Here is a 21,223-nt window from a genome sequence, read left to right as displayed (position 1 = left end):
GATCTTGATCCTTTACGCGTTTAAATCTGCATCCGGGTGATATCGAGGAAGGCCGTGACGACCTTGTCGCGCAGCGCGATGGCCGTCTGAAGCGACTGCTCGCCCTGCATCACCGCGTCGACGACTTCGCGGGTGCTGATTTCACCCTTGATACCGGCGAAGGACGCAGCTTCCGCACCCTTCAAGTTGCTGATGGCTTCGGTCGTCATGTTGCCGAGCACTTCGCCGAAGCTCAGGCCGGTGGCGAGACCGCCGGTTGCCTGCTGCGGCGAGAGAGCCTGCTGGGTGGCGTCGAGCGAGACCTCGCCGAGGCCGCGGGTCATTCCAAGCGCGCTTACAGCGTTGATTGCATTGATCATTGCGATGCTTTCAGAAGATCAAGCGTCGCAGCGATCAGCTCACGCGTCTGCTTGATGGTTTGCAGGTTGGCTTCGTAGGACCGGTTGGCTTCGCGCATGTCGGCCATTTCGACCAGCATGTTGACGTTCGGCATCTTGACGATGCCCTTCTCGTCGGCCGCCGGATTGCCGGGATCGTATTCCTCGATGTACTTCGAGCGATCGACGCCGAATTTCTTGACGGTGGCAAGCGTGCCTCCCGTCGCCTTGTCGAGCTCGCTGCCGAAGGTGATCGTCTTGCGGCGATAGGGATCGGCACCAGGGGTGTCGCCCGTCGAACGCGCGTTGGCGATGTTTTCCGAAACGATGCGCAGGCGCGTGGACTGTGTTTCCAGTCCACTGCCCGAGATTTTCATTGAGGCTGCAAGGGGATCCATGGTCCTACTTCTTCAAGGTCATCAACATCATGCGATGAAAGGATTTCACCAGTGCGGCGTTCAGCTCGTACTGGCGCTTGATTTCGCCGGTCTTGCTCATTTCCTCGACGATGCCGACGCTGTTGCCGGATTCCTGAACGCCGATTTCCTGATCCAGCTTTGCCTTGACGACATCGACTTCGTCGCTGAGCTGACTGCTGTCGGTCATGTGGCCGGTGTTGGTGCGCGCCATGCGAATGGGCGTCGAATCCAGCACGGCATTGAACGGCGTTACGTCCTTGGCCATGTATTTCGGCGTATTTGCATTGGCGATGTTGGTGGAAACCACCTGCTGGCGCACCGAGAGCCACGAGGCCTGACGGGACGCAAGATCGAACAACTGGATAGGCTGCATAAGCGACTCTCCGACTTTTACTATCCCGACCCTATGCTGCTAATCTTGCGTGGGACTTACGGAGAAAAGCCGGGAAAGACGGCGTTCGGCGCGTATTTCTCCCGGAGACGACGACGCTGCGAATCGTTCGGGCAGAGAACGCAAAAAGGCGCGGCATGACCTGCCGCGCCCATGCTATCATTGCGGTGCAACGCCTCAGTTGGCGCCGTAGATATTGCCGTTCGAAGTGACGATCACCCATTTGCCTTCGCGCTGCTCGAGGCTGGCGAGACGGCTTTCGTCCGGCAGGATCGAACCGACGCGCACCATGTACATGCCGGTCGAATCCTCGATCAGCGCACGGCCGTTCGCCACGTGCAGCAGGCGGAAATCGCTCTTGCCCGGGAACGGTTGATCTTCCTTGATGTCCCGCTTCTTCTTGTCGCCGGTATTGGCGACGGTCGCCGTCACCAGGTCGTCGAGCGGCTCCGCGGTGTTTTCCGTGTTGTCGGTCATCGCCAGCGGGGAAACGCTGAAAACGTTGCGCGGCGGCAGGTCCGGCAGGTCGCGCGTCCCGTCCCAGTTGGTCATCTGCACGCCGAACTTGTCGGCGTTGAAAAACACGTACCAGGGAAAGAAAGCGGCGGCGGCGGCGATGGAGAGGCCCAGTATGGTCAGGACGCGGTCGCCCGTCCGCGATTGGCGCGGCGTGCTTTCGAGATCGATCGCGATGTTCGCGATCCTGGCTTTTTTCTTCCTGGCCATCCCTACGCCCTCCTAGCCATCGGTTGATTGACGTTGCCGGATCCGTTCTTCAGACCCGTGGCGAGATCGGTGAAGGCATCCAGCGACGGCCGGTCACCCGGCGACTGCTTCAGCACGTCGTAGATGATGGGAACCTGCTTCACCGCCATGTCGAGATCGGGATCGGCGCCGGGGCGATACCCGCCGATCAGCCGGAGGTCCCGGGTTTCCTCGAAGCGGTGAATGAGGGATTTCAACCGCGATACCAGCTTTTCCTGGTCCGGCGACCATGCCTTGCGGGCCAGTCGCGAAATCGAGGACAGCGGATTGACGGGCGGATAACGCCCCTCGTCTGCCAGGCTGCGCTCCAGAACGATGTGGCCGTCGAGAATGCCGCGGGTGGAGTCGGCGATCGGGTCGTTGTGGTTGTCGCCGTCGACGAGGATGGAGATGATCGCCGTAATCGTGCCCGAACCTTCCGGTCCCGGCCCGGCGCGCTCCAGCAATCGCGGCAGCTCGGTGAAGACCGATGCCGGATAGCCGCGCGCGATCGGCGGTTCGCCGGCGGCGACCGCCACTTCGCGGATGGCGTGGGCAAAACGCGTGACGCTGTCGACGATGAGCAGCACGTTGTCGCCCTGGTCGCGGAAATGTTCGGCGATGGTCATGGCCGACAGCGGCGCCATCTTGCGCAGCATCGGGCTTTCGTCGCTGGTGGCGACGACCGCGATGGACTTGGCCATGTTGTCGCCCAGCGTATCCTCGATGAATTCGCGCACTTCGCGGCCACGCTCGCCGACCAACGCGATCACCACGCGATCGAAGGCATCGGCGCGGGCAAGCATCGAAAGCAGCGTCGACTTACCGACGCCCGATCCCGCGAAAACGCCGAGGCGCTGGCCGAGGCAGAGGGGAGAAAAGATGTCGACGGCGCGAACACCGGTCTTGAAACCCTTCTCTACCCGCTTGCGCGTCATCGACGGCGGCGCTGTGTTGGAGATCGGCCGGCGGAGCGTTCCCGATGCAAGCGGTCCCTTGCCGTCGATGGGGTCACCGAGTGCATTGATGGTGCGGCCGCACCAGCTGTCATCGGGAGCGACGCGGAAGGCGCCCTTGCGAATGACCACGTCGTGGATGCCGATCGGTTCGCCCGGTTCGATCGGGCAGACATAGACGACTTCGGGTTCAACCCGCACCACTTCGCCGAGGTGGATGCCTGTCGAGCTGCGGTGCGCCACGAATTCGCCGAGCCGGACATGCCGTGAGAGCCCGCTGACCGTATAATGGCCGGCGGCGATGGTCTGAACATGTCCGCCATGCGTGACGGAGTATTCGGGATTGGCATACCGGTTCACCAGGCTGGCGAGATGGGCCAGCTTGCGTGAAGGATGGGTACCGGCGGACTGCTCTTCGATCATCGGGCTTTATCCGGGCTCAGGCGCTGCCGCCGAGCGTCTTGATGGCTTCCTGAATGGATGTCTCGCTGTCGCGCATCAGGGCGGAAACGCTTTCGAAGGCGCGGTTGACCTGAATGAGCTGCGTCATTTCGGCGATGCCGTTGACGTTCGACTGCTCGACATAACCCTGCATGACGCCCGAGGTGGAATCATCGACCACCGGCTGCGGCCGGTCCGTGGTGATGACGCCGCTGTTTTCATAGCGGACGAAACCCTTGGAGATATCGGCCTTGAAGATGCCGATCGAGCCGACCTGCGTGTCGTTCTGGCGGATGGTGCCGTCGATGGCGACGGAAATCTCACCGCCGGTGCGGTCGATCTGGATCGGTGCGCCGCCGGCATCGAGGACCGGGTAACCCTGCGACGAGACGAGTTCGCCGGTATCCTTGAGCGTGAAACGTCCGTCGCGCGTCAGCACCTGGCCGACCGGCGTATCGATGGCGAACCACGCATCGCCCTTGACGGCGAAATCGAGCGGATTGCCGGTATTGTCGAACTGGCCCTGGCGGGTGGACAGGTAGTCGTTACCCTGCGAGACGAACGCGATCTTGGCGTTCTGCTCGTTTTGCGTATTGCTCATCACCTCGTCGAACTTGACGTCGGTGGCGCGGAAGCCGGCCGTGTTCACGTTCGCCATGTTGTCGGCGATGGTGGTCAGGCGTCGCTCGAGTGCAATCTGCGAGGAAAGAGAGACATAGATCCCGGACTGCATTAGCTGCCTCCAAGTTTGAGATTATTGATAGAAAGCAAGAGGTCGGTCGAAATGCCGTGGCCGGAGGAACCACCGAAGACGGTGAGCGGATCGTAGTTGTCCGACGGGTTCTCCATTTCCCACATCGCGGTAAAGCGCTCGAGGAACTTGCCGACCTTTTCCGGATCTTGAAAATCCTCGATGTCGAGGACACGGTCGAGATAGGCCGCCTGCTTGTCGATATCGGTGGCGATCGTTTCCGAGGGTATCTGCAGCGCGGTGCGCACCACCTGGCTCAGGGCATCGTCGGCAAGGATGTCGAGGCCGGACTTGATCGTCGAGGCGGTGCGTTCGAAATAAAGCGCAAGCCGTACGCCGTTGTTTTCGGAACCGGCATCCTGTTCCAGCGTCTGGCGCGTGTATTTTTCGACCACACCCTTCGTCGCACGGTCGAAGGAGGTTGCCGCCGTGCCGTGCGTGGCGAAATTCAGGGATTTTACGAGATCGCCGTAGCGGCTGTCCGTCAGCTTGTTGGCGAAGGCTTCCTTGTCGTCGATGCCTTCCGTCAGCACCTTGCGGATGAAAGCCTTGGCATAGGCCATGTCTTCCAGGCCATGCGCCTTGAGCGCGTAGTTATAAAGGCGGGAATCAGCCATGAAATCGTCGATCGACTTGATGTCGCCGATCTTCGACAGGTAATATTCCGTTTCGCGCTTGACGTCGGGCTTGGCAGCCACCCGTTCAAGCGACTTCGTAAGGTCCTGACTGATCAGCCGGTAGCTTGTGTATGTCGTCGTCACGAAATCACCGCCGTGTTTGATGGACACTTGCCGCAAGGGCGTGTGCGGCATTAATGGCGGCAAAGCCTTGCGCGAAACTGTTTGCTTCCCGACACCGGAAAACGGTCTTTCGATTCAGCCTCACGCAAGCCAGAAACCGTATCCGTCTCGATGAAGAACAACGTTCGGACACAGGCTCAAAATGAATATTCTCATCGGATTTGTGATTACCTGCGGCTGCATCATCGGTGGCTTCATGGCCATGGGTGGTCACATCGAGGTGCTGTTCCAGCCGTTCGAATTCGTCATCATCGGCGGCGCCGGCCTTGGCGGGTTCATCATGGCCAACCCGATGAAAGTCGTGAAAGACTCGGGTAAGGCGCTCGGTGAGGCCTTCAAGAATTCCGTCCCGAAGGAACGCCACTACCTCGATACGCTGGGTGTTCTCTATTCGCTGATGCGCGACCTGCGCACCAAGTCGCGCAACGAGATCGAAGCCCATATCGACAATCCCGACGAATCGACCATCTTCCAGTCGGCGCCGACCGTTCTCAAGAACAAGGAACTCACGGCGTTCATCTGCGACTACGTGCGTCTGATCATCATCGGCAATGCCCGTTCGCACGAAATCGAAGCGCTGATGGACGAGGAGCTCAACACGCTCCAGCACGACAAGATGAAGCCCTACTACGCGATCTCGATCATGGGCGATTCATTCCCCGCCATCGGTATCGTCGCCGCCGTTCTCGGCGTTATCAAGGCCATGGGCGCCATCAACGAATCGCCCGAGGTTCTCGGTCACCTGATCGGCGCCGCACTTGTCGGCACCTTCCTCGGCATTCTCTTGTCCTACTCGCTCTGCAACCCGCTGGTTTCCCAGATCAAGATCGTCCGCGCCAAGCAGCATCGGCTCTACATCATCGTCAAGCAGACCCTGCTCGCCTACATGAACGGCTCGGTCCCGCAGGTCGCTCTCGAATATGGCCGCAAGACGATTTCCGCCTACGAACGTCCGTCAATCGATGCCGTTGAACAGGAAATGATGAATCCTGGCGGCGAAAACAAGGCAGCGTGACTCCTATGACAGAAGCATCCGCCAAATATGGAATGAATCCTGCCCTGCTCGCCAAACTGACCGGCGGGCTGGGCGACCAGAGATCGATCGCCAAGCTCTGCGCCGAATTCGGCCAGCTCTACGCGGAATTTCTCCCCGACGTCTTCAAGAGCGAAACCGGCCTGAACGTGAAGGTCGGTTATACGGGTTGCGAAACCGGTCTCATGACGGACCTCATCGCCGATCTCGGCGACGATATCGTCATTGCCAACGCATCGCTGCGCAACTGGTGCCCGCACTATGTGCTGACCTGCGGCAACAATTTCATCATCACCCTGATGGAAAACCTGCTCGGCGCCTCGCCGGATGCGATCGAGGAGCCGATCGAACGGCCGCTCTCGCGCATCGAACTCGACCTGGCGACGATGGTTTTCGACAAGATCGGCAGCGTGCTGCGTTCCGGCGTCAACGCGCCTGGCAGCTTCGAAGCAACGATCCAGCGTCCCCGCAATGCCGAGGACCGTGTCAGCCCGGCGGGTGAGGCAGACGAATTCGCTGCTGCCTTCAAATTGACGATCGGCATCGGTTCGGTCACCGGCGAGTTCGCACTGGTCGTTCCGCAGAAGGCATTGCTGAAAACCCATGTCACCCTGCCGAAATCGCGCAACCAGGCGCCGAAGGCCCAGAAGGACTGGGGCGACCAGATCGGCGAGCAGGTTCGCCGCTCGCATGTGACGCTGCAGGCCCGCATCCGGCTCGAATCGCTGACCTTGCGGACGATTTCCAAGCTGGCCGTCGGCGACGTTATCTCCTTCCAGGACAAGGAAGACGTCCAGGTCGACATCAGCGCCAACGGCAAGGACATGTATGTCTGCGAACTCGGCAAGGCCGGCGCCAACTACATGGTCCGGGTGACGGACAATGTCAGCACTGAAGACGAGATCCTTCGCCACCTGATGGGTTAAGCGATTTTCCGCCGCACTGCAGCGAAGGCAGGTTGAGGCAAGTTTCAACTGGAATAGTGATTTTCATGGCTACCAAGAAAACCCCTTTGGACACAGACTTCTCCATGGAAGCTCCCGGCAATGATGCCGATCTGGAGCAGGCCATCGACGATCTGCGCGGCGTGCTGAAGAGCGACGCCGACGGTGGAATGCCGGACAGCGATTTCGGCGGAGCAGCCGATCTCTCGGCCTTCGGCGGCGACGATTTCGGCGCAACGAGTGCTGCGAGCAGCTTCGACAGCACCCCGAGCTTTTCCTCGGGTGCTTCGAGCAGCCGCTCGTCCTCCCGCATGCAGGAGCCGGGCAGCGCGCTCAACTCCAACCTCGACCTGATCATGGACATTCCGATCGAAGTCCAGATCATTCTCGGGACCAGCCGCATGCAAGTCTCCGGCTTGATGAATCTTCAGGAAGGTGCAACCATAGCGCTTGACAAGAAGATCGGCGAACCGGTCGATATCATGGTCAATGGCCGCAAGATTGCGCGCGGCGAAATCACCGTCCTGGATGGTGACGACACCCGTTTCGGGGTCAAATTGATTGAAGTTATGAGTACGAAGAAGGCCTGATCCCTGTTTGGGACAGAGAGGTGAGAGACCATGATGGACTTCGAGGATTTTGGCGGATCGCTTCCCGGTAGCCCGCTTTCCCAGCCAGACAAGGCCGCTGCGGTCCTTCTGGCCATGGGCAAGCAGGTTGCCGGCCGGCTGCTGAAATATTTCACCCAGCACGAACTGCAATTGATCATCTCCTCTGCCCAGACCCTGAGGACCATTCCGCCGGATGAGCTGGCGGCACTGGTCAGCGAATTCGAGGACCTGTTCACCGAGGGAACGGGTCTCATGGACAATGCCAAGGCCATCGAGGATATCCTCGAGGAAGGCCTTACCCCAGAAGAGGTGGATGGCCTGCTCGGCCGCCGTACCGCCTTCCAGGCCTACGAATCCTCCATCTGGGATCGCCTCCAGGACGCCGATCCGGCGTTCGTGGCGCAGTTCCTGCTGCGCGAACATCCGCAGACGATTGCCTACATTCTCTCGATGATCCCGTCGTCCTTCGGCGCCAAGGTGCTGCTGCAGCTTCCCGACAGCCGCCGGGCCGACATCATGAACCGTACGGTCAACCTGCGCGACGTCAGCCCCAAGGCTGCGAGCATCATCGAAAACCGTGTCCACGAGCTGGTGGGCGAGATCGAGGCCGAGAAGAATTCGGTCGGTACGGCAAAGGTCGCCGACCTCATGAACGAACTCGACAAGCCGATGGTCGATACCCTGCTCAACTCGCTGGAATCGCTCAACAAGGACGCCGTCAACAAGGTTCGCCCGAGGATCTTCCTCTTCGAAGACCTCATGTACATGCCGCAGCGCAGCCGCGTCATGCTGCTCAACGACATTGCCGCCGACATTCTCACCATGGCGCTTCGCGGCGCACCGAACGAAATCCGCGAATCCGTCCTGGTCTGCATCAGCCCGCGCCAGCGCCGCATGATCGAATCGGATCTCTCCACCGGCACGACCGGCATCAATCCGCGCGAAATCGCGATTGCCCGCCGCGCCGTCGCCCAGGAAGCTATCCGTCTTGCCAATGCCGGCCAGATCGAGCTCAAGGAAAAGGCGGACGGTTCGGCCGAGGCGGCCTGATCGCCCGTCCTGACCAAACAAGCCCGGGAGAAGATGCCGGGCTTGTTGCCGGTCAATACGCGAAAGAGTAATTTTGCTGGGAAGAGTCGCCCGTGATTCGTCACGGGCTTTTTTCTTTGTGAAAGGCAGCGCGTATGGCTGACGACGACGACAAAGACAGTAAAACAGAAGCCCCATCAGAGAAAAAAATTCGCGACGCGGCCGAAAAGGGCAACGTCCCCTTCTCCCGCGAAGTCACGATCTTCGCATCTGCCGTCGCCTTCTACGTTTATCTGATTTTCTTCATCCCTTCCGGCATAGCTCGTATCGGCGAGACATTGCGAGACCTGTTCGAGCAGCCGGACCAGTGGAAGATCGAGACCAGCACCGACGTTCTCTCCCTCTTCGTGCACCTCGGATGGGAATCCAGCGCGCTGCTGCTGCCGGCCTTCGTGCTTTTCCTCGCCTTCGGTATCGGCTCCTCGATCCTGCAGAACATGCCGAGCTTCGTGCTGGAACGAATCAGGCCGCAGATGTCGCGCATATCGCCGATGAAGGGCTGGTCGCGGATGTTCAGCGCGCCGGGTTTCGTCGAATTCGGAAAATCGCTGTTCAAGATCATGGTCGTATCGCTGATCATGTTCTTTGCCTTGCGAAGCGAGTTCTTCTCGTCGATCGACGCGATGTTTTCCGATCCGCAGGTCATCTTCGTCAAGATGGCCGGGACGTTCAAGAAAATCATGATCGTGATTCTCTTTGCCACCGCCACCATCGCGATCATCGACTTCTTCTGGACGCGCCATCACTGGTTCACCCAGCTGATGATGACGAAGCAGGAGGTCAAGGACGAATTCAAGCAGTCGCAGGGTGACCCGGTCATCAAGGCGCGCCAGCGCTCCATCGCCCGCGACCGCGCTCGCCGGCGTATGATCGGCAACGTGCCGCGCGCCACGCTGATCATCGCCAACCCGACCCACTTTGCCGTGGCGCTGCGTTATGTGCGCGAAGAAAACGATGCGCCGGTGGTCATCGCCAAGGGCCAGGATCTCATTGCGTTGAAGATTCGCGAAATTGCCGAAGAAAACGGCATTCCGGTTTTTGAGGACCCGCCACTCGCACGCTCCATGTTTGCGCAAGTCTCGATCGATAGTGTCATCCCGTCAGTATTCTACAAAGCTGTCGCTGAACTGATTCATCGTGTTTATGCGATGCAACCAAACAGACGGGTTCACTAGCCTGATGAAAAAATGCCCCTATTCCACACGTCGTGAAAAAATCATTGCCGATGCGATTAGCCCGGTCGCAACAGAACTGCGTCTCCTGGATGCCGCAGATCTCATCTCACTTTTGCGTTTTGAGTATAATGCCAATCTTGCGGATCTCGTTTCGTCGGCCGCGGAGCTGTTTTTCCACCCCGGCACGGTGAATTTCGGCGCCGGCGGAAATTACAAGCTGGAATGGGGCGGTGTCCCGGAGGTCACCCTCGACCTGGAAATCAAGCCGCCGGGCGTGACGATCTATGCGCAGCTGATGCTCAGCGATACCGTCGCCGGTATCGAGATCAATCATATCGCCTTCCAGAATCCGTCCGCCGACCCGGACGAGAACACTGCCTTCCTTGCCCGTAGCCTGGAAGCGGCGAAATTCGTCAAGACGACCGAACGCCTGCGGAGAACGGCGTAGGCGCGTATCGAGCCTTCGGATCCGCTCTCTATCCCCTGTTTTGCCTGATATTGCGTAAAATCGCGCATGCCGGCAGGCCCCGCAAAGGGGCCTCGCCTTCGCCCGAACGCATCTGCGTTTCAGCGAAGATCGCCCCGTGACGCGGTAATCAGCTGATGTAACCGAGGCGGATCGCCTTGGCGATGGCCTGGATACGGTTGACCGAATCGAGCTTGATGGTCGCCGATCCGAGATAGGCATTGACGGTGTGAACGGAGAGGCCGAGCTTGTCGGCAATTTCGTCGCTGATGCGGCCGTCGCCGGCCAGCTGCAGGCAAGCGACCTCGCGCTCGCTGAGGGTTTCGGCGGGCACGGCACGCCGCTCGTCGAGCGACAGCAGGTCCATCATGATATGGCAGCTCTTGCCGTGCAGGTCGACGAGCGCATCGCTTGCGAGGTCGATGTAGTTGGATGTGAACAAGGTGTAGCCATTGCCGACGGCGCCGAGCCGCACCGGAAAGGCAACCCCCGAGAATGGCAGAAGCCGCCCCTTGAGGCGCACCGTGAACAGGTCGAGGTCAGGCGTTTCGGCGACGCTCGTCTCGTCGCGGCCGTTCCACATCAACGGCAGCAGCGATTTCTCCATATGCTCGATCAGCGCATCGCCATAGGCTTCGACGAACATCTGCGAGGCGGTGATGTTCGATGGCCCCCAGTTTTCAAGCTCGCAGACCAGCTTGCGCTTGCTCGGCAGGCCGGCGCCGGAGATACGGAACACGGCAAAATGCCGGGCGTTGATGGTCTTCTGCATCGAGACGAGACGGGGAAACAGGTCCGACCGACTTGTGATCCGCGTCATGCGGAACGTCCTGATCTCTCCCGGAGCATCACCGTTCTTGTCCTGCGAATACGCCATCTATCTCCCCGTCAGACCAGGTTGTTGCGCACCGCATAAGCGATGGCTTCCGATCTGGTCTTGGTTGCTGTCTTGCGCATAACGCTGGTGATGTAGTTGTTGATCGTGTTGCGCGAGATGCCGAGGATCATCGCGATTTCGTCGCTGGTCTTGCCTTCGGCAATCCAGAAAAGGCACTCGAGTTCACGTTCGGTCAGATCGAAATCCCGTTCCGCCTTCTGGTCGCGGGCACGCGCAAAGCTGGAGTAATATCCGGCGAACAGGCCGACATCACGCAGCCGGTCCTGCGAGAGGATGATGCCGTCGGCAAAAAGCAGCATGAGGGACAGACGGGTGCGGCCGACATTGAAGGTCAACGAGCAATATTGACGGCTGACGCCCGGCGGCACCTCAACGTCATCCGGCAGCAGGGCAAAGCTCGGCTGCAGGATGGAGAGGCACTTCTCCAGCTCCGTCGAACGGGAATACAGATTGGCGAGATCGACGCTGAGGCGCCGCACAAGGTCGAAGGGCCAGTTCGACGACACTACGAATTCGAGCCCCTGCTCCTGCACCAGGTCATATCGGGCAAGAAGATAGTGGGAGGCGCCGACATAATCTGTCAGGGCGCCCATGCCAGCCGGCAGGTGGTTCGGGCCGGCCAATCGCGCCAGCTTGCCGATCAACTGCTCACGCGACATCGACTTCGACAACTGGCTGCCACCCACGAAAGGGCGACCTTTGAGTGCAATGTCGGACTGCAATGTCTCCACTTCCATATTGCACTCCCCATAGGGCTCACATTGAGAGCCACTTTCCGGTTTGACTTCACCGGTTCCCAAGCATTCGACGTGCCGACGTCCTACCACATGTCAAAATCTGCACCTCTGCCGAATCACTGCAGTCTAGACAACAAAGGCAATCGCGGCACCTCCAAGCTTTAGGGATTTACCAAGCCTGGCTTTTGTGATGCGATTCGCCAAATTTTTGCCAATATACGAGGACACCCAGCATGCGCACCGTAATATGATTCCTGCAGGGCGGCAACGAATTTCCCCAAAAACGACTTCAAGCCACAGCAATCATCTATTTATTCACCAAATACACATTACACAAGAATATTATTCTTGAATACACATGCAAACTGTGAACCGCATAATCTTCTCTTCTGAATACTATTCTGTTGCCTTACAATATGATCCGCTGAAAAACTGTATCTCATCATTTGAGTAACGTAGCGATGACATAAATCAAAAATAATGTGGAGAATGGGAATTTTCGATCTGCCTATAGGTGCGCAAAATCATTTCCTTTCCAAATCGTTAAGACAAAACACCATCAATCACGATCGAAAAATCGCAGAAGAACGGCGAAAAAATGCCATTCAGTCAAGAGAGATGCTTTTCACATTGCGATATTTTGCTGCCCTAAAGCTCTCGAAGGGCAAGAATGGCAGATCCTACACTATCGTAGGCCCGTCTTCTCGGTGACAAAATTTCGCCGAATTCTGCACCTGCCTTCAAAAGCGAAAACACCGGCTCGCAGATGCGAACCGGTGTTTTTGTATCAGGCGGCCTCGTCGATGGCCCATTTGCGGAGGATCTTGGCGGCGCGTTCTTCGCTGATCTCCACCATCCGCGCCAGGCGCCGTTCCGGTCCTTCGCGAACCCGGCGGTTGAAGCCGCCTTCGTCGTCGTCCATGAGCATGTCGTCGGTGCTGTCGAAGCCGAAATCCGAACCGAAGCCGTCCATGAGGCCGGTGCCGCCACCCGTCGAGGGTGCGAAATCGGGCAGTTCCAGTCCGGCTTCCTGCTGGGCCAGCGCCTCGCCGGCGGCAGCATCTGCGCCGACCGAGCGGACCAGCGGACGAACACCCAGCCAGACGATCAGGAAAGCCACGGCAACGAAGGCCAGCGAGTTGATGATGCCGGCCATGTTGCGGCTCAGCATGTCCATGACGCCGGGGCCGGAAGCGGCTTCGTCGAGAAGCTGGTTTTCCAGGAAGTCCATCGCCGTGACGGTCACGACGTCGCCGCGTGCCGTGTCGAGACCAGCAGCCGAGCTGACGATCTTCTGCATTTCGGCAAGATAGGCATCGACCTTGGCCTGGTCGACGGGTTCGCCGACCATCTTGGCAACGCGGCCACGGTTGACGACGACGGCAACGGAGAGCTTTTCGAGCTTGTAGCTGTTGCGGGTCGTGGCAACGGTCTTGCTGTTGATTTCGTAGTTGGTCTGCTCTTCCTTCTTGTCGGCTTCGTCGGAAGACTCCGGACCGGTGGTGCCTTCCGGACCGGCCTGCGGCACGTTCTGCTCGACGGTCGCCGCCGTGTCAGCCTGACGGGAGAGAGATTTCTGCGCTTCCTTAGTGATGCGGACCGACCGCTCGACGCGGGATTCCGGATCGAAGACCGTTTCCTGGATTTGCTGGCTGTCGGTGTTCAGCTGCGCCGTGACGCTCGAACGGAAGTTGTCCATGCCGAGGAACGGTGCGAGAGCCTTGTCGATGTTCGATTCGACTTCGTTCTGGACCGATTGCACGATGCCGAGATTGCGTGCCAGCGAACCATTGGCGCTGTCGTCGCCGGAGGCGAGAAGCTGGCCGGTGGAGTCTAGGATCGTCACGTCGTCGGCATCGAGGCCGGGAACGGAGGAGGCAACCAGATGACGGATGGAAGCGGCAGCCTTGCGGCCCGCTTCGGCACCGGCACGGATCATGACGGATGCCGTCGGTTTCTGCTCGCCGCGGCGGAAATTGCCTACGTCGGGCATGACGATGTGAACGCGGGCGGCGGAAATGCCGTTGATGGCCTGGATCGTACGGCCGACTTCACCTTCGAGGGCGCGAACGCGGGTGACTTCCTGCATGAAGGAGGTGAGGCCGAGCGAACCGACATTGTCGAAAAGTTCATAACCGGCATTGGCGCTGTTCGGCAGACCGCGTTCGGCGAGCAGAAGGCGCGCCTTGCCGGTCGTGCCGGTCGGCACTTGCACGCTCTTGCCGTCGGTGCCGACTTCAAAATCCATATTCGCTTCTGCAAGCGCGATACTGATCTGATTGAGATCGGTCGCCTCAAGCCCGACATAGAGCGTCTCATAGGCCGGCTTGTTGACGTAGAATGCGGCGAAAAGGATGATTGCCATCGAGACGACGCCAACCCCAATCAGGGTCAGCAAACGCGCCTGCCCCAAGGAGGCAAAGTTCCTAAAAACCTGAAGTAATTGATTTAACAGATTCATTCTGTTCTCGCACCGTCAACCAGAGAGGAAGAGTCTTAATTCTCTGGGGCGACACTAAGAAGTGAAGCTTGCGCGAACGTTTCGTCTAATGGCTTTTAGGGCCGCAAATCAGCCTATTTCCGCCGGAATGCGGTCGGAAAGCTTGATTTTCGTCAGGTACGGAAGGGAAGAAGCGGCCTCAGAAAAGGTCGAAATCACCCGCCGCCTTGGTCAGCGGCTGCGAATGGCCGTGACGCATTCCACCGCCAAGCGCCTTCTGCATGTCGGCAAGCTTGACGAGGCTGAGGGCGGTCGCAACATCCACCACCCAGTTTTCCGGCACGGTACCCGTGACGGTGTCGATGAATTCGGCAAGGCCGCGCGTCTTCTGCACGGCGAGGTCGATGCCCTGCAAGATCTTCATGGAATCGGGGGAAGCAAGAACCTCTCCACCGCCGAGTTCCAGCAATTGCGGCTCGATGCGCTCGATCAGATAGGCCACGTCGTGCAACTCCGAAACAATCCGCATGAGGATTTCGGGAAGCGATTCTTCGACCGCCTGGGTCTGGTTGGCAATGTCCGGCAGCATAGTCGGAAACAGTCCTTAAAAAAACTCGATTGAACTTTCCACCGGACGGGGCGCAGGGGCTGGTTTCTGCTCCAGGGCCACCGTTTTTTGCGTTTCCGCACCCGTCAGCGGATACTGGCGTGCACGGCCACTGACAGGCCAATATTCGAGCTTGCGGCCATACTCGCCGCCGGTGCTCGAGCCGACGACGGAGATGCGCTCGTCCCGCAGGAACTGCATCGCGAAGGCGGCGTTCTGATCACCAACATTCGAGAAGGTGGCAATCGTCTTGGCGCCTCCGAAAATCTTGGCCTCAAGCCGGTCGCGCCTTGCTCCCTTTTTGAGAAGCCCGTTGATCAGCAATTCCATCAGATGGACGCCATAACGTGTGGCGTCGCCGCCCGCCGATACCGCAGCAGCTGACCCCGGCAAGAGGAAATGGTTCATCCCCCCAACGCCGGCGACCGGGTCTCTCAGACATGCAGCCACACACGAACCAAGGATCGTGGTCAAAACGACATTGGGATCGTCAATAACCTTATATTCCCCCTGGATAATGTTTACGCGTCTGGCTGCAACATCGGTTGTCATTTCAAGGCTCCGAATACGGCCTCGATCGCCGCCTTCATTTTTTCGATGGTAAACGGCTTGGCCAGGACGTTGTTGGCGCCCAGCTGCGCTGCCTTCTGCACCAGAGCCCGGTCACCCTGTGCCGTCAGGATGATGAAGGCGGCCTTCTTGGTGTTCGGGTTCGCACGCACGGCCTGCAGAAAACCGATGCCATCCATCTTCGGCATGTTGAAGTCGGAGATCACCAGGTGATGCGGCTGCTCGGCCATGATCTTCATGCCCTGCTCGCCATCACCTGCGGAGGTGATCTGCTTGAATCCGAGCTGGACCAAGGCATCGCTCAGCAGCAGTCGGCTGGTGACCTGATCGTCGACGATCAGAACTTTGATTTTTTCGGCTATAGACATTAATCGCTCCCTTCTTTTCGGGCGGCTGTAAATTTCAGGATTTCTTCCCCGATGGCACCAAGGGGGAGTTGCTGCTCAACGGCGCCGAGCTCGTGAGCAACCCTTGGCATCCCGTAGACCACGCAGGTTTTTTCGTTTTGCCCAATGGTACGCGCGCCTGCATGACGCATCTTGAGCAAACCGGCCGCACCGTCGCGTCCCATGCCGGTGAGGATGACCCCCACAGCATTGCGACCCGCCAGTTCAGCGACCGAATCAAACAGGACATCCACCGATGGCCGATGGCCATTGACGGGGTCCCGCTCGATGAGACGGCAGCAGGGAGCTGCTGCATTCGTGACTTGCAGGTGGCGGTCGCCACCGGGTGCAAGATAGATCTTTCCGATTTCCAACCGTGCGCCGTCCGTGGCTTCCTGCACCGCCGGCGCGCAGATGCGGTTCAACCGCTCGGCAAAGCTCTTGGTGAAGGTGGAGGGCATGTGCTGGGTAATGACGGTCGGCGGACAATTGACCGGAAATTTTTGCAGGACCGTGATCAACGCCTCGACGCCGCCCGTCGAGGAGCCGATGGCCACGATCTTTCGTCCGACACGGAAATCACTGGTAGGGGCGACCACCGGGGCCGGGGCGGAAACAGCCGGCCGGCCGATGGACCGCAAGGAACGCGCTGCCGCCTTGACCTTGTCGGCAAGGTCGGTGAACGGCCTCGGCTCGCCCGGAACGGGTTTGCTGACGCAGTCGAAGGCACCGATTTCGAGGGCCGCAAGCGTTGCTTCGGCGCCGCGATGGGTAAGGCTGGACACCATGATCACCGGCATGGGACGCAGCCGCATGATCTTTTCCAGAAAATCGAGGCCGTTCATGTTCGGCATCTCGATATCGAGGGTGACGACATCGGGATTGAGTTTCTTGATCGCTTCGCGCGCTTCCAGCGCGTCGCCGGCCTGGCCGATGACGCTCACGTCCGGATCGGCGCTGAGCACAGCCGTGATCAGACCACGCATGGTGGGCGAGTCGTCGACGACAAGAACCCGGGCAGGTACACTCATACTTTCCTCCCTGCCTTGCCACCGGTATACCGGTAGGTGGTGATGCCGATATTGTCGAACAGGTTCTTGGCGTCGCCGGAAACCCGTTCAGAATGGCCGATATAAAGATGTCCGCCATCCGGCAGGTTGGTGGCAAACCGCGACCAGATCTTCATCTGGGTCGGCTCATCGAAATAGATGACCACGTTGCGGCAGAAGATCACATCGAACGGTCCCTTGAACGGCCATTGCGCCATCAGGTTCAGTTCGTTGAAGGTGATCAGCCTCTTGACCCGGTCATCGATCTGGAATTTCCGCCGGCCGTTGACGTCGACTTCCCGGAACCATTGCTTGCGCATGGCCGGAGACACCGTTTCCAGCGCCGTCTCGTCGTAGACGCCGGCGCGGGCGAGCGCCAGGATCTTCGGATCGATATCGGTCGCCAGGATACGGATATCGTAGTCGGCGGCATTCGGCATGACCGAGAGCACCGTCAGCGCAATCGAATACGGCTCCTGCCCGTCGGAACAGGCGGCCGACCAGATGCGGACACGACCGCCGGACTTGGCGCGGGCCAGCAGCTCCGGCAACACATCGTTCTTCAGGTGATCGAAATGATGGTTTTCACGGAAGAAGCGGGTGAAGTTCGTCGTTAGATGCGACAGCATCTCGCGGCGCGGCGCAGCACCCGCCGGCGAAGACACCAGCTGGCAATACTCGCGAAAACCGCTGAGGCCAAGCGTGCGGATGTGCTTCGACAGACGCGAGTAGACCAGCGACGCCTTGGAGTCGTTGAGATAGATGCCGGCATCGGCGTAGATCATCGCCGCGATCTCCGAAAGGTCGCGGCGCGTCAGCGGATATTCACCGCTCGCCAACACCTCGTCCGGCGACTGCCGGTGATCGCTCAGGCTGATCGCATTCATGCTGCCTCGCTTTCTTCCGGGAAGAGGCCATCGAGTTCAACAAGGCAGATCATGCGCTTGTCGATGGCCAGGATGCCGCGGGCGAACTGCTTTTCGAGATCCGACGAGATTTCCGGCGTCGGCTGGATATTCTCGTCGGTCACCGTCAGGATGTCGGAGACCGCCTCGACCAGCAGGCCGACGACCTTGCGGTTGACCTGCGCCACGATGATGACGTGGCGCGGGCTCGGTTCGGTCGGCCGCATGCCGAGCCGGGCCGACAGATCGATGATCGGCAGGACGGCACCACGCAGATTCAGCACACCCTTCATATAGGAGGGCGAATGCGGCATCGGCGTTGCCGGCGTCCAGCCGCGGATTTCGCGGACCGACATGATGTTCACGCAAAATTCCTGGTCACCAATACGAAAGGCGATAAGCTCACGACTTCCCTGGGTCAGATTTTTTACGAGGTACGACATGATTTCATCCAACCGAAGCTAGCGACATTTCCTGCTTGAGCGACTGACCGCGCGAGGCTGCCACGACCGCATCCACGTCCAGGATGAGCGCGACGCGCCCGTCACCCAGAATGGTTGCTGCCGCAATTCCCGGCACATGTGTGTAGTTTGCCTCAAGACTCTTAATAACGACCTGACGCTGGCCCTGAATTGCATCGACCATCAGTGCACGCTGGCCGCCGCCTTCGGATTCGACCAGAAGTGCCACACCTTCGACCGGATTGGCCTGCGTTGCGCGGAAGTTCAGGATCCGGCCGACATCCACCAGCGGGCAGAAGGAGTTGCGGATCGAGATCAGGCGCTGCGTCGCACCGAAGGAATGGATCGACGAGGCTTCCGGCTGCAACGTCTCGACGATGGCCGTCAGCGGCACGACGAGGGTCTGGCCGGCAACGGTCACCACCATGCCGTCGAGGACGGCGAGCGTCAGCGGCAGGCTCATCGAGAATGTCGAGCCCTGGCCGGGCTTCGAGGAGATGGAGATTCGGCCGCCGAGTGCCTGGATCGAGCGCTTGACCACGTCCATGCCGACGCCGCGGCCGGAAAGGTCCGAGACCTTGTCGGCGGTGGAGAAGCCGGCGTGGAAGATCAGGTTGTCGATTTCTTCGTCCGTCAGGTTGGCATCGGGCGAGATCAGGTCGTTGGCGATCGCCTTCTGGCGCACCTTCTCGCGGTTGATGCCGGCACCGTCGTCGGTCAGTTCGATGACGATGCGACCCGAGCGATGCTTGGCGGTCAGCTTGACCGTGCCTTCCGGGTTCTTGCCGAGCGCGACGCGCTTTTCCGGCATTTCCAGGCCGTGGTCGACGGCGTTGCGGATCATGTGCGTCAACGGCTCGGCGAGCTTGTCGATGACGGTCTTGTCGACTTCGGTGTTTTCACCTTCGGTGACGAGGCGGACCGACTTGCCGGTGATGTCGGCGATTTCGCGGACGGTACGGGCCATGCGCTGGAAGACCGGCTTGACCGGCTGCGCGCGGATGGCCATGACCGAGTCCTGGATCTCGCGGGTGAGCTGCTGCAGCTCCTCGAGGCCCATGTTGATCGACGACGTGCCGTTGGTGTCGTTCTCGATGACGCTCTGCGACAGCATCGCCTGGTTGATGACAAGCTCGCCGACGAGGTTGATGAGGCGGTCGACGCGGTCGAGATCGACGCGGATCGTCTGGCCGGCGCTGGCATTGTTGGCAGCCTGGGCATTGTTGGCGGCGGCAGCTGCAGCGGTTGCAGCAGCGGATTCCTTCTTCTCGCCCCGCGCGGCGGCACTCGCCATCTGCATGACGTTGCTGGCCGTATCGGCGGCGGCAACGGCGGCGGCGACGTCGGTTTCGACGGCGGCCGGGCCGTCATCGAGGATCGACAGATCAAACGGCACGGGGATCATCGGCAGTTCGCTCTCGGCCTGGGCCGCGGGACCATCGTCTTCGAGTAGCTTGATGTCGAGTTCGCAATCCCACTCGGCAAATTCGAAGATCTGGCGGATGCCTGCCTCGCCCTTGTCGGTCTTGATCGAGATGACCCAATGCAGGTAGGACCCTTCCGGATCCATCTTGTCGAGTGCCGGCACGTCGTCGGTGTTGCAATAGATGCTCATCTCGCCGATGCGCGAGAGATCGCGCAACAGCAGCGAGGCTTCGTTGCCCTTCGAGAACAGTTCCGCGCGCGGCTTGAACGTGATTTCGTAGGCCGGCAGGGCGGCGGACTGGTCGTCTTCGCCGCCAAAATCGTCAAAGGAGAACGGAATCGGCTGGAAACCGCTGGAGTCCGTCGGCGCAACGGCGACCACCGGAGCGGCGGCTTTCGGGGCGGGCTTGGGCGCCGGCGCCTCGACGGCGGCGCTCGGTGCCGGAATTTCGCCATGCGCCAGGGCTTCCAGTTCCTTGACCAGGCCGCGGCTGCGCGATTCGTCGACGCTGCCGCCATCGCGGGCGGCGTTGGTCAGGTCGGCCAGCACGTCGGCCGACTTGAGCATCACCTTGAGCACGTCCTGGGTCGGCTCTAGCTTGTTGGAACGAACGCAATCAAGAGTCGTTTCGAAAACGTGAGCAAAGGCAACCAGGTCGTCCAAACCGAACGCACCTGCACCACCTTTGATCGAGTGAACGGCACGGAAAACAGCATTGACTGTTTCCGGGTCGCGATCACCGTCATTCAGCTTCAAAAGACCGGATTCCAGTTCCGCGAGCTGCTCCTCGCACTCCTGGAAAAAGATCTCTTTGATTTCGTTCATATCCATAGGAGAAATTCCCGGTTCAGGCGGTTACACGTTCGATGGCATCGATCAGTTTCGTGGGGTCGAACGGCTTCACGATCCAACCGGTTGCACCGGCCTGACGTGCGCGATTCTTCTTTTCCGCATCGCTTTCCGTGGTCAGGACCAGGATCGGGATGGCACGGTATTTTTCATTGCGGCGAACGCCTTCAATGAAACCGAAACCGTCCAGGCGCGGCATGTTGATGTCGGTGACGATGACATCCGGATTGCAGTCTTCCAGGACTTCGAGACCTTCCACGCCGTCTTCGGCCTGGATCGTTTCGAAACCTGCATTGTTGAGGGTCACCAGAAGCATGTTCCGGATCGTCCGTGAATCATCCACGGTCAGAACTCGTTTTTTCATTGCCGAATCTCCTTGCCGAGCAGCTGCTCGAAATTGACACCGATGAGTTGGGTCGTTTTCTCAAACGCATCGGAAACCTTGCCGATGGTGAAGGTCTTCTTGTCCTCTTCCCAAGCCTTTGCTCCCGCAACGAGAACCTGGATACACTGGGTTCCGCAACGCTCGACCGCCGAGGCGTCGATTACGATATCGCTCCCACGCAAGGAGAGGAGCGTTCCATGCAGCGTCGTGGCCTCGTTGAGGTCCAGGATCGCGGCCAATTTCACATTCTGCGCGCCCGCTTTGCTCGCCATCAGTTCATTCCTCGTCCGTCGCATCCGTAAAACATCAGGGT

Annotated in this window: 25 protein-coding genes; 6 read left to right on the top strand and 19 right to left on the bottom strand. The window is 59.6% G+C overall.

Translation table 11 applies throughout. The features are described 5' to 3' along the window. Window positions 1-20: 20 nt before the first annotated feature. The 7 genes from ACSQ3I_RS03015 to ACSQ3I_RS02985 form a co-directional block, all read right to left on the bottom strand. A complete protein-coding gene (locus tag ACSQ3I_RS03015) occupies window positions 21-359 on the bottom strand; it encodes a flagellar hook-basal body complex protein FliE (RefSeq protein WP_435995912.1) in 339 nt (112 codons plus the stop codon). Further along, a complete protein-coding gene (gene flgC, locus ACSQ3I_RS03010; protein WP_435995910.1) occupies window positions 356-775 on the bottom strand; it encodes a flagellar basal body rod protein FlgC in 420 nt (139 codons plus the stop codon). The genes ACSQ3I_RS03015 and flgC overlap by 4 nt, the downstream gene beginning before the upstream one ends. A 4-nt stretch (window positions 776-779) precedes the next feature. Then, on the bottom strand, window positions 780-1,169 hold the full coding sequence (gene flgB, locus ACSQ3I_RS03005) for a flagellar basal body rod protein FlgB (RefSeq protein WP_435995908.1): 390 nt from the start codon (window positions 1,167-1,169) through the stop codon (window positions 780-782). Between the two features lie 195 nt (window positions 1,170-1,364). Next, complete coding sequence (locus ACSQ3I_RS03000) at window positions 1,365-1,913, bottom strand: flagellar protein (RefSeq protein WP_435995906.1); 549 nt, start codon at window positions 1,911-1,913, stop codon at window positions 1,365-1,367. 2 nt (window positions 1,914-1,915) lie between these two features. Further along, window positions 1,916-3,310, bottom strand: coding sequence for a flagellar protein export ATPase FliI (fliI, locus tag ACSQ3I_RS02995; RefSeq protein ID WP_435995904.1), 1,395 nt, complete (start codon window positions 3,308-3,310; stop codon window positions 1,916-1,918). 16 nt (window positions 3,311-3,326) lie between these two features. Continuing rightward, the gene (flgF, locus tag ACSQ3I_RS02990) at window positions 3,327-4,061 is read right to left on the bottom strand and encodes a flagellar basal-body rod protein FlgF (protein ID WP_435995902.1); all 735 of its coding nucleotides are present in this window, start codon (window positions 4,059-4,061) and stop codon (window positions 3,327-3,329) included. Further along, complete coding sequence (locus ACSQ3I_RS02985; protein WP_435995900.1) at window positions 4,061-4,840, bottom strand: DUF1217 domain-containing protein; 780 nt, start codon at window positions 4,838-4,840, stop codon at window positions 4,061-4,063. Before ACSQ3I_RS02985 ends, flgF begins: the two co-directional genes overlap by 1 nt. Window positions 4,841-5,021: 181 nt before the next feature. On the opposite strand from ACSQ3I_RS02985, the gene motA reads away from it, so the two are divergent. The 6 genes from motA to ACSQ3I_RS02955 all read left to right on the top strand — a co-directional run bounded on the left by motA (window position 5,022) and on the right by ACSQ3I_RS02955 (window position 10,179). Beyond that, on the top strand, window positions 5,022-5,894 hold the full coding sequence (gene motA / locus ACSQ3I_RS02980) for a flagellar motor stator protein MotA (RefSeq protein ID WP_435995898.1): 873 nt from the start codon (window positions 5,022-5,024) through the stop codon (window positions 5,892-5,894). A gap of 5 nt (window positions 5,895-5,899) precedes the next feature. Next, the gene (locus ACSQ3I_RS02975; protein ID WP_435995896.1) at window positions 5,900-6,838 is read left to right on the top strand and encodes a FliM/FliN family flagellar motor switch protein; all 939 of its coding nucleotides are present in this window, start codon (window positions 5,900-5,902) and stop codon (window positions 6,836-6,838) included. 65 nt (window positions 6,839-6,903) lie between these two features. Beyond that, entirely contained in the window at window positions 6,904-7,446 is a 543-nt protein-coding gene (fliN, locus tag ACSQ3I_RS02970; protein WP_435996271.1) for a flagellar motor switch protein FliN, read from the top strand. Between the two features lie 30 nt (window positions 7,447-7,476). Further along, the gene (gene fliG, locus ACSQ3I_RS02965; RefSeq protein WP_435995894.1) at window positions 7,477-8,517 is read left to right on the top strand and encodes a flagellar motor switch protein FliG; all 1,041 of its coding nucleotides are present in this window, start codon (window positions 7,477-7,479) and stop codon (window positions 8,515-8,517) included. Window positions 8,518-8,651: 134 nt separating this feature from the next. Next, window positions 8,652-9,731, top strand: coding sequence for a flagellar biosynthesis protein FlhB (gene flhB, locus ACSQ3I_RS02960; protein WP_435995892.1), 1,080 nt, complete (start codon window positions 8,652-8,654; stop codon window positions 9,729-9,731). 4 nt (window positions 9,732-9,735) lie between these two features. Further along, window positions 9,736-10,179: a hypothetical protein gene (locus ACSQ3I_RS02955; RefSeq protein ID WP_435995890.1), complete on the top strand. Its 444-nt coding sequence runs from the start codon at window positions 9,736-9,738 to the stop codon at window positions 10,177-10,179. A 148-nt stretch (window positions 10,180-10,327) separates the two neighbouring features. Here ACSQ3I_RS02955 and visR read toward each other — a convergent pair whose 3' ends face one another. From visR to ACSQ3I_RS02895, 12 genes are all read right to left on the bottom strand, one after another. Further along, window positions 10,328-11,074 carry a transcriptional regulator VisR gene (gene visR, locus ACSQ3I_RS02950; protein ID WP_435995888.1) on the bottom strand — a complete coding sequence of 249 codons (747 nt, stop codon included), beginning with the start codon at window positions 11,072-11,074 and terminating at the stop codon, window positions 10,328-10,330. A gap of 11 nt (window positions 11,075-11,085) precedes the next feature. After that, the gene (visN, locus tag ACSQ3I_RS02945; RefSeq protein WP_435995886.1) at window positions 11,086-11,832 is read right to left on the bottom strand and encodes a transcriptional regulator VisN; all 747 of its coding nucleotides are present in this window, start codon (window positions 11,830-11,832) and stop codon (window positions 11,086-11,088) included. A gap of 787 nt (window positions 11,833-12,619) precedes the next feature. Next, window positions 12,620-14,293, bottom strand: coding sequence for a flagellar basal-body MS-ring/collar protein FliF (gene fliF, locus ACSQ3I_RS02940; protein ID WP_435995885.1), 1,674 nt, complete (start codon window positions 14,291-14,293; stop codon window positions 12,620-12,622). 178 nt (window positions 14,294-14,471) lie between these two features. Further along, the gene (gene cheT / locus ACSQ3I_RS02935; RefSeq protein ID WP_435995883.1) at window positions 14,472-14,861 is read right to left on the bottom strand and encodes a chemotaxis protein CheT; all 390 of its coding nucleotides are present in this window, start codon (window positions 14,859-14,861) and stop codon (window positions 14,472-14,474) included. Window positions 14,862-14,876: 15 nt separating this feature from the next. Beyond that, entirely contained in the window at window positions 14,877-15,431 is a 555-nt protein-coding gene (gene cheD, locus ACSQ3I_RS02930) for a chemoreceptor glutamine deamidase CheD (protein WP_435995881.1), read from the bottom strand. Then, entirely contained in the window at window positions 15,428-15,817 is a 390-nt protein-coding gene (locus tag ACSQ3I_RS02925) for a response regulator (RefSeq protein WP_109456299.1), read from the bottom strand. The genes cheD and ACSQ3I_RS02925 overlap by 4 nt, the downstream gene beginning before the upstream one ends. After that, on the bottom strand, window positions 15,817-16,866 hold the full coding sequence (gene cheB / locus ACSQ3I_RS02920; protein WP_435995879.1) for a protein-glutamate O-methylesterase CheB: 1,050 nt from the start codon (window positions 16,864-16,866) through the stop codon (window positions 15,817-15,819). The genes ACSQ3I_RS02925 and cheB overlap by 1 nt, the downstream gene beginning before the upstream one ends. Next, window positions 16,863-17,771, bottom strand: coding sequence for a protein-glutamate O-methyltransferase CheR (gene cheR / locus ACSQ3I_RS02915; protein WP_435995877.1), 909 nt, complete (start codon window positions 17,769-17,771; stop codon window positions 16,863-16,865). The genes cheB and cheR overlap by 4 nt, the downstream gene beginning before the upstream one ends. Then, complete coding sequence (locus tag ACSQ3I_RS02910; protein WP_435995875.1) at window positions 17,768-18,232, bottom strand: chemotaxis protein CheW; 465 nt, start codon at window positions 18,230-18,232, stop codon at window positions 17,768-17,770. Before ACSQ3I_RS02910 ends, cheR begins: the two co-directional genes overlap by 4 nt. Window positions 18,233-18,236: 4 nt before the next feature. Further along, window positions 18,237-20,507, bottom strand: coding sequence for a chemotaxis protein CheA (locus ACSQ3I_RS02905; protein ID WP_435995873.1), 2,271 nt, complete (start codon window positions 20,505-20,507; stop codon window positions 18,237-18,239). A gap of 16 nt (window positions 20,508-20,523) precedes the next feature. Continuing rightward, entirely contained in the window at window positions 20,524-20,889 is a 366-nt protein-coding gene (gene cheY1, locus ACSQ3I_RS02900; protein ID WP_109456295.1) for a chemotaxis response regulator CheY1, read from the bottom strand. Further along, on the bottom strand, window positions 20,886-21,182 hold the full coding sequence (locus tag ACSQ3I_RS02895; RefSeq protein WP_435995871.1) for an STAS domain-containing protein: 297 nt from the start codon (window positions 21,180-21,182) through the stop codon (window positions 20,886-20,888). The genes cheY1 and ACSQ3I_RS02895 overlap by 4 nt, the downstream gene beginning before the upstream one ends. Window positions 21,183-21,223: the final 41 nt, after the last annotated feature.

It is taken from the genome of Rhizobium sp. LjRoot30 (genome assembly GCF_964253915.1).
GTDB lineage: Bacteria > Pseudomonadota > Alphaproteobacteria > Rhizobiales > Rhizobiaceae > Metarhizobium.
Note: the sequence above shows the minus strand (reverse complement) of the source record. Positions and strands in the feature narration are given on the sequence as shown.

Bases quoted from the DNA above. Each gene is read 5' to 3' on its own strand.
- ACSQ3I_RS03015 (WP_435995912.1), bottom strand. From the start codon at position 359: ATGATCAATGCAATCAACGCTGTAAGCGCGCTTGGAATGACCCGCGGC.
- flgC (WP_435995910.1), bottom strand. From the start codon at position 775: ATGGATCCCCTTGCAGCCTCAATGAAAATCTCGGGCAGTGGACTGGAA.
- flgB (WP_435995908.1), bottom strand. From the start codon at position 1,169: ATGCAGCCTATCCAGTTGTTCGATCTTGCGTCCCGTCAGGCCTCGTGG.
- ACSQ3I_RS03000 (WP_435995906.1), bottom strand. From the start codon at position 1,913: ATGGCCAGGAAGAAAAAAGCCAGGATCGCGAACATCGCGATCGATCTC.
- fliI (WP_435995904.1), bottom strand. From the start codon at position 3,310: ATGATCGAAGAGCAGTCCGCCGGTACCCATCCTTCACGCAAGCTGGCC.
- flgF (WP_435995902.1), bottom strand. From the start codon at position 4,061: ATGCAGTCCGGGATCTATGTCTCTCTTTCCTCGCAGATTGCACTCGAG.
- motA (WP_435995898.1), top strand. From the start codon at position 5,022: ATGAATATTCTCATCGGATTTGTGATTACCTGCGGCTGCATCATCGGT.
- ACSQ3I_RS02975 (WP_435995896.1), top strand. From the start codon at position 5,900: ATGACAGAAGCATCCGCCAAATATGGAATGAATCCTGCCCTGCTCGCC.
- fliN (WP_435996271.1), top strand. From the start codon at position 6,904: ATGGCTACCAAGAAAACCCCTTTGGACACAGACTTCTCCATGGAAGCT.
- fliG (WP_435995894.1), top strand. From the start codon at position 7,477: ATGATGGACTTCGAGGATTTTGGCGGATCGCTTCCCGGTAGCCCGCTT.
- flhB (WP_435995892.1), top strand. From the start codon at position 8,652: ATGGCTGACGACGACGACAAAGACAGTAAAACAGAAGCCCCATCAGAG.
- ACSQ3I_RS02955 (WP_435995890.1), top strand. From the start codon at position 9,736: ATGAAAAAATGCCCCTATTCCACACGTCGTGAAAAAATCATTGCCGAT.
- visR (WP_435995888.1), bottom strand. From the start codon at position 11,074: ATGGCGTATTCGCAGGACAAGAACGGTGATGCTCCGGGAGAGATCAGG.
- visN (WP_435995886.1), bottom strand. From the start codon at position 11,832: ATGGAAGTGGAGACATTGCAGTCCGACATTGCACTCAAAGGTCGCCCT.
- fliF (WP_435995885.1), bottom strand. From the start codon at position 14,293: ATGAATCTGTTAAATCAATTACTTCAGGTTTTTAGGAACTTTGCCTCC.
- cheT (WP_435995883.1), bottom strand. From the start codon at position 14,861: ATGCTGCCGGACATTGCCAACCAGACCCAGGCGGTCGAAGAATCGCTT.
- cheD (WP_435995881.1), bottom strand. From the start codon at position 15,431: ATGACAACCGATGTTGCAGCCAGACGCGTAAACATTATCCAGGGGGAA.
- ACSQ3I_RS02925 (WP_109456299.1), bottom strand. From the start codon at position 15,817: ATGTCTATAGCCGAAAAAATCAAAGTTCTGATCGTCGACGATCAGGTC.
- cheB (WP_435995879.1), bottom strand. From the start codon at position 16,866: ATGAGTGTACCTGCCCGGGTTCTTGTCGTCGACGACTCGCCCACCATG.
- cheR (WP_435995877.1), bottom strand. From the start codon at position 17,771: ATGAATGCGATCAGCCTGAGCGATCACCGGCAGTCGCCGGACGAGGTG.
- ACSQ3I_RS02910 (WP_435995875.1), bottom strand. From the start codon at position 18,232: ATGTCGTACCTCGTAAAAAATCTGACCCAGGGAAGTCGTGAGCTTATC.
- ACSQ3I_RS02905 (WP_435995873.1), bottom strand. From the start codon at position 20,507: ATGGATATGAACGAAATCAAAGAGATCTTTTTCCAGGAGTGCGAGGAG.
- cheY1 (WP_109456295.1), bottom strand. From the start codon at position 20,889: ATGAAAAAACGAGTTCTGACCGTGGATGATTCACGGACGATCCGGAAC.
- ACSQ3I_RS02895 (WP_435995871.1), bottom strand. From the start codon at position 21,182: ATGGCGAGCAAAGCGGGCGCGCAGAATGTGAAATTGGCCGCGATCCTG.